The following is a 4060-nucleotide window of genomic DNA, read 5'->3' as shown; positions in this document are numbered from 1 at the left end:
CGCAACACGATTTGTTGTTGCAGAGCTTTGTAAACTTTCGCAAAGCCATCAACTGTCTGGATAGCTTTCTCGACAATAGTCGGTTCAATTCTTTTCATGGTACTGAGTTTTTAAGGTTTATAACTTATTTCGGGGAGCGACCACTCCCTACTCAGTACTATTTTAATACTTTTGTTATTAGCTATCCCACGAATGTGGGATTTAGTTCAACAACCGCGCAGCGCCCAGCCCGGGGTTCTTTAAAATGTTGCACCATTTGGGCGGGTGCATATCAAAATGAATTTGTAACTTTAACCGTTTAAGCAAGGCACCCGCCCGTATGGTGCAATAAAAACCCGGGCCAGGGCGCTGCGCTCGAGCGTTAGGCTGCATGTTTAAAATTTATAATATTTTCTTATAAGATACTAATAATGTACGTATATTTGTACTTTATTAATTACTTAAACAAATGTTAAAATGAGAGCTGCAAACTTCACAGAATTCAGAACACGGCTTAAGAACTTTCTTGATGACGTCGAAAATAATAATGAAACGTTAATAATTAAAAGAGGGACAGGAAATGGGGCGGTGCTTATATCATTGGGTGAATATAATTCAATTATGGAAACTGTCCATTTATTAAGTTCCAAAGTCAATGCTGACAGATTATATGAGTCTATTCAGCAAATTAAAGCCGGAAAAGGAGTTCAGCATGATCTAATTGAAGAATGATGCGAATTACATTTTCAAAAAATGCCTGGGAAGATTATATATCCTGGCATTCGGAAGATAAAAAGATCCTGAAAAAAATTAACGATCTTATTAAAGATATTCAAAGGACGCCTTATGAAGGAATGGGAATACCTGAACCTCTAAAATATGATTTGACCGGATTATGGTCAAGGCGAATTGATAGGGAACATAGATTAGTTTATAAGGCAAATGAAAATGAAATCGTAATATATAGCTGCCGGTATCATTACGACAAGTGAAAAACACGCAGCCTAACAAAACGCGCAAAGGCCAGCCCGGGTCCACATACTTGCTCCCCGCGGCAGGCGCGTATTAAGGAACATGGAAAAAGGAACAAATAAAAAGTGTAAATTTATATGCGCCTGCCACGGGTAGCAAAAACCCGGCCCATGCCTTTGCGCTCGAACGTTAGGCTGCATGTTTAAAATTTATAATATTTTCTTATAAGATACTAATAATGTACGTATATTTGTACTTTATTAATTACTTAAACAAATGTTAAAATGAGAGCTGCAAACTTCACAGAATTCAGAACACGGCTTAAGAACTTTCTTGATGACGTCGAAAATAATAATGAAACGTTAATAATTAAAAGAGGGACAGGAAATGGGGCGGTGCTTATATCATTGGGTGAATATAATTCAATTATGGAAACTGTCCATTTATTAAGTTCCAAAGTCAATGCTGACAGATTATATGAGTCTATTCAGCAAATTAAAGCCGGAAAAGGAGTTCAGCATGATCTAATTGAAGAATGATGCGAATTACATTTTCAAAAAATGCCTGGGAAGATTATATATCCTGGCATTCGGAAGATAAAAAGATCCTGAAAAAAATTAACGATCTTATTAAAGATATTCAAAGGACGCCTTATGAAGGAATGGGAATACCTGAACCTCTAAAATATGATTTGACCGGATTATGGTCAAGGCGAATTGATAGGGAACATAGATTAGTTTATAAGGCAAATGAAAATGAAATCGTAATATATAGCTGCCGGTATCATTACGACAAGTGAAAAACACGCAGCCTAACAAAACGCGCAAAGGCCAGCCCGGGTCCACATACTTGCTCCCCGCGGCAGGCGCGTATTAAGGAACATGGAAAAAGGAACAAATAAAAAGTGTAAATTTATATGCGCCTGCCACGGGTAGCAAAAACCCGGCCCATGCCTTTGCGCTCGAACGTTAGGCTTAATACAATGGATTATGAAAAAATTACTCCTCATTTTAATTGTAATCATGCCAATCGCCTCATTTGCACAGGCGGTCGACCATTTCATGAATGATAATTCTGAATGGTATGTTGCACGCGTTTTTCCAAATGCAAGCCCTGAATTTCCAAATTTTGTCGAAACCAGAACCACTTACTATGGTTTTATAGGTGATTCCCTGATTAATGGCATCACTTGGTTAAAGCTATATTCTTCATGGGACACATTATTCACTTTCAACCTTCATTATAAAGGGTTGATTCATTCATCCGAAGGAGTTGTTCTCTTTCAAGATGTTGATAATAATCTCGATACACTTTATAATTTCAATTTGGAAATTGGTGATAGCGTTTTCTTTGATTTTGGATTTGCCGCAGAAAATATTGCAATTATTGGGGTTGATAGTATCCAAATCAATGGCCTATATTTTAAAAGATTGATATTTGACGAGCCCACCTTTATTTCATTTGAAAATTTAAATGAAAAGTGGATTGAAGGAATTGGCAGCATTCATGGCCCAATTTTCCCGCACGAACCGAAATTGTTTAGCTCGGAAATTCCAGATGAACTTGATCTAACATGTTCATACACAAATGATATCCAATATTGGAATAGCTCATCCTATGACGATTGTTTCGTTAATATCATGCTTGGAATCGGAGAAACGTCCCAGGATGTTTATAAAATTTTTCCAAATCCCTTTAAAGATTTCATAATCATTGAAAAAGAAAGCCTTTCTACTACTTCATATTATCTTGAAATCTATAATTCGCAAGGCCAAATAGTTTACTCAGATAAGCAAGTTAATGTCAAACATAGAATCAGTTTGGACCATATTCAAAAAGGTGTCTACTATTTAAGGACTATTGAAGGCAATTTAATTCAGACTAGAAAAATTGTCAAATTGTACTAAGCCTAACGGACGCGCATCAGCCAGCCCGGGGCTATTTCAATCGTTGCATCCGCCAGCTGGCGGACGGGCGCTCTTTGAAAATGAATTTGTAACTTTAACCGTTTGTGCAAAGCACCCGCCCGTATGGTGCAATAATAACCCGGGCCGGCAGCTGCGCTCAGCGTTGTAAACAATTTTATAATTCCGACTGAAAAATATTTATGATTAAAAAGGCGATTCTAATGGTGACTGCAAGTATATTTCTCAATATAATTGTTAATTCATGTTGTACTGAAATTGATAAAGAATATGTTCAATTAAATGGATTTAGCATAGAATTGTTTGATCGGTATGATAGATTGGCTAGTCCTTTACAAAATGGTGATACTACATACACTGATACGGTTAGAATAGAAACAGATATTCAATATGATTTTATAGCAAGTGCCTTTTGTTCATCAAATTCTTTATATGCAATCACTTGTCCAGAATGGGGCGAAAATGGTTTAAAATTTAAGATACAGAACATCACCTTATCAAGTAATGAAACTTTTCAAGGAATTTTATCAAATTCCAATTTTAATGAGTTTATCACGTGTAATTATCTACACACGAGATCGGACATTTCATTAGATTCGCTGAAAACTATTCTTAATAACTGGACTGGGGGTTTTTTAGATCATTGTGCATTTTATATTAATGCAAAACCGGACAATCCTTTACCAAGAAAATTCAAGATATTGTTCAAACTTGAAAATAATGAAGCTATTGAGTTTGAAACTCCAGAAATTGTTTGGATATAAAACTGTTTACAACGACCGCGCAAAGGCCAGGCCGGCGCTCAAAATTGCTCCCCGCGGCAGGCGCGTATTAAGGAACATGGAAAAAGAAACAAGGAAAAAGTTTAAATTTATATGCGCCTGCCACGGGTAGCAAAAACCCGGCCCAGGCCTTTGCGCGCGAGCGTTATGCCACAGGGTTGAAATTTTAAATTTTTAGACAGGCATATTCTTCCATATCTTTGTATAAACTTGACTCATAAATGAAACCTAGAGTTTATATTGATACTTCAGTCGTTGGTGGATATTTTGATGAGGAATTTGCAGAAATTACGAAAAAGTTCTTCGAAAGGATATTCGCCGGGGATTTTTTAATTTTCTTTTCAGAAATAAGTGAAACCGAATTGTCTTTAGCGCCAGATTATGTAAAAGAATTGAAAAGCA

At 36.6% G+C, this 4060-nt stretch carries 7 protein-coding genes; all 7 read left to right on the top strand.

Features of this window, described 5'->3' with window-relative positions; translation table 11 throughout:
* The first annotated feature begins 456 nt into the window (after positions 1-456).
* Positions 457-711 (top strand): type II toxin-antitoxin system Phd/YefM family antitoxin, encoded by a 255-nt coding sequence (locus M0Q51_17155; GenBank protein ID MCK9401698.1) that lies wholly within the window; start codon positions 457-459, stop codon positions 709-711.
* Positions 711-971: a Txe/YoeB family addiction module toxin gene (locus M0Q51_17150; GenBank protein ID MCK9401697.1), complete on the top strand. Its 261-nt coding sequence runs from the start codon at positions 711-713 to the stop codon at positions 969-971. The genes M0Q51_17155 and M0Q51_17150 overlap by 1 nt, the downstream gene beginning before the upstream one ends.
* Before the next feature lie 264 nt (positions 972-1235).
* Entirely contained in the window at positions 1236-1490 is a 255-nt protein-coding gene (locus tag M0Q51_17145; protein MCK9401696.1) for a type II toxin-antitoxin system Phd/YefM family antitoxin, read from the top strand.
* A complete protein-coding gene (locus tag M0Q51_17140) occupies positions 1490-1750 on the top strand; it encodes a Txe/YoeB family addiction module toxin (GenBank protein ID MCK9401695.1) in 261 nt (86 codons plus the stop codon). Before M0Q51_17145 ends, M0Q51_17140 begins: the two co-directional genes overlap by 1 nt.
* Before the next feature lie 190 nt (positions 1751-1940).
* Positions 1941-2858 carry a T9SS type A sorting domain-containing protein gene (locus M0Q51_17135; GenBank protein ID MCK9401694.1) on the top strand — a complete coding sequence of 306 codons (918 nt, stop codon included), beginning with the start codon at positions 1941-1943 and terminating at the stop codon, positions 2856-2858.
* A gap of 200 nt (positions 2859-3058) precedes the next feature.
* On the top strand, positions 3059-3640 hold the full coding sequence (locus M0Q51_17130) for a hypothetical protein (GenBank protein MCK9401693.1): 582 nt from the start codon (positions 3059-3061) through the stop codon (positions 3638-3640).
* A gap of 239 nt (positions 3641-3879) precedes the next feature.
* A partial coding sequence (locus tag M0Q51_17125; protein MCK9401692.1) for a hypothetical protein occupies positions 3880-4060 on the top strand: 181 nt, incomplete at its 3' end.

Source organism: Bacteroidales bacterium (genome assembly GCA_023229505.1).
Lineage (GTDB): Bacteria > Bacteroidota > Bacteroidia > Bacteroidales > JAGOPY01 > JAGOPY01.
The sequence above is the reverse complement of the archived record's forward strand: the minus strand, read 5'-3'. Positions and strand labels throughout refer to the sequence as shown.

Coding starts and splice junctions, on each gene's coding strand:
- M0Q51_17155 (MCK9401698.1), top strand. CDS start 457: ATGAGAGCTGCAAACTTCACAGAATTCAGAACACGGCTTAAGAACTTT.
- M0Q51_17150 (MCK9401697.1), top strand. CDS start 711: ATGCGAATTACATTTTCAAAAAATGCCTGGGAAGATTATATATCCTGG.
- M0Q51_17145 (MCK9401696.1), top strand. CDS start 1,236: ATGAGAGCTGCAAACTTCACAGAATTCAGAACACGGCTTAAGAACTTT.
- M0Q51_17140 (MCK9401695.1), top strand. CDS start 1,490: ATGCGAATTACATTTTCAAAAAATGCCTGGGAAGATTATATATCCTGG.
- M0Q51_17135 (MCK9401694.1), top strand. CDS start 1,941: ATGAAAAAATTACTCCTCATTTTAATTGTAATCATGCCAATCGCCTCA.
- M0Q51_17130 (MCK9401693.1), top strand. CDS start 3,059: ATGATTAAAAAGGCGATTCTAATGGTGACTGCAAGTATATTTCTCAAT.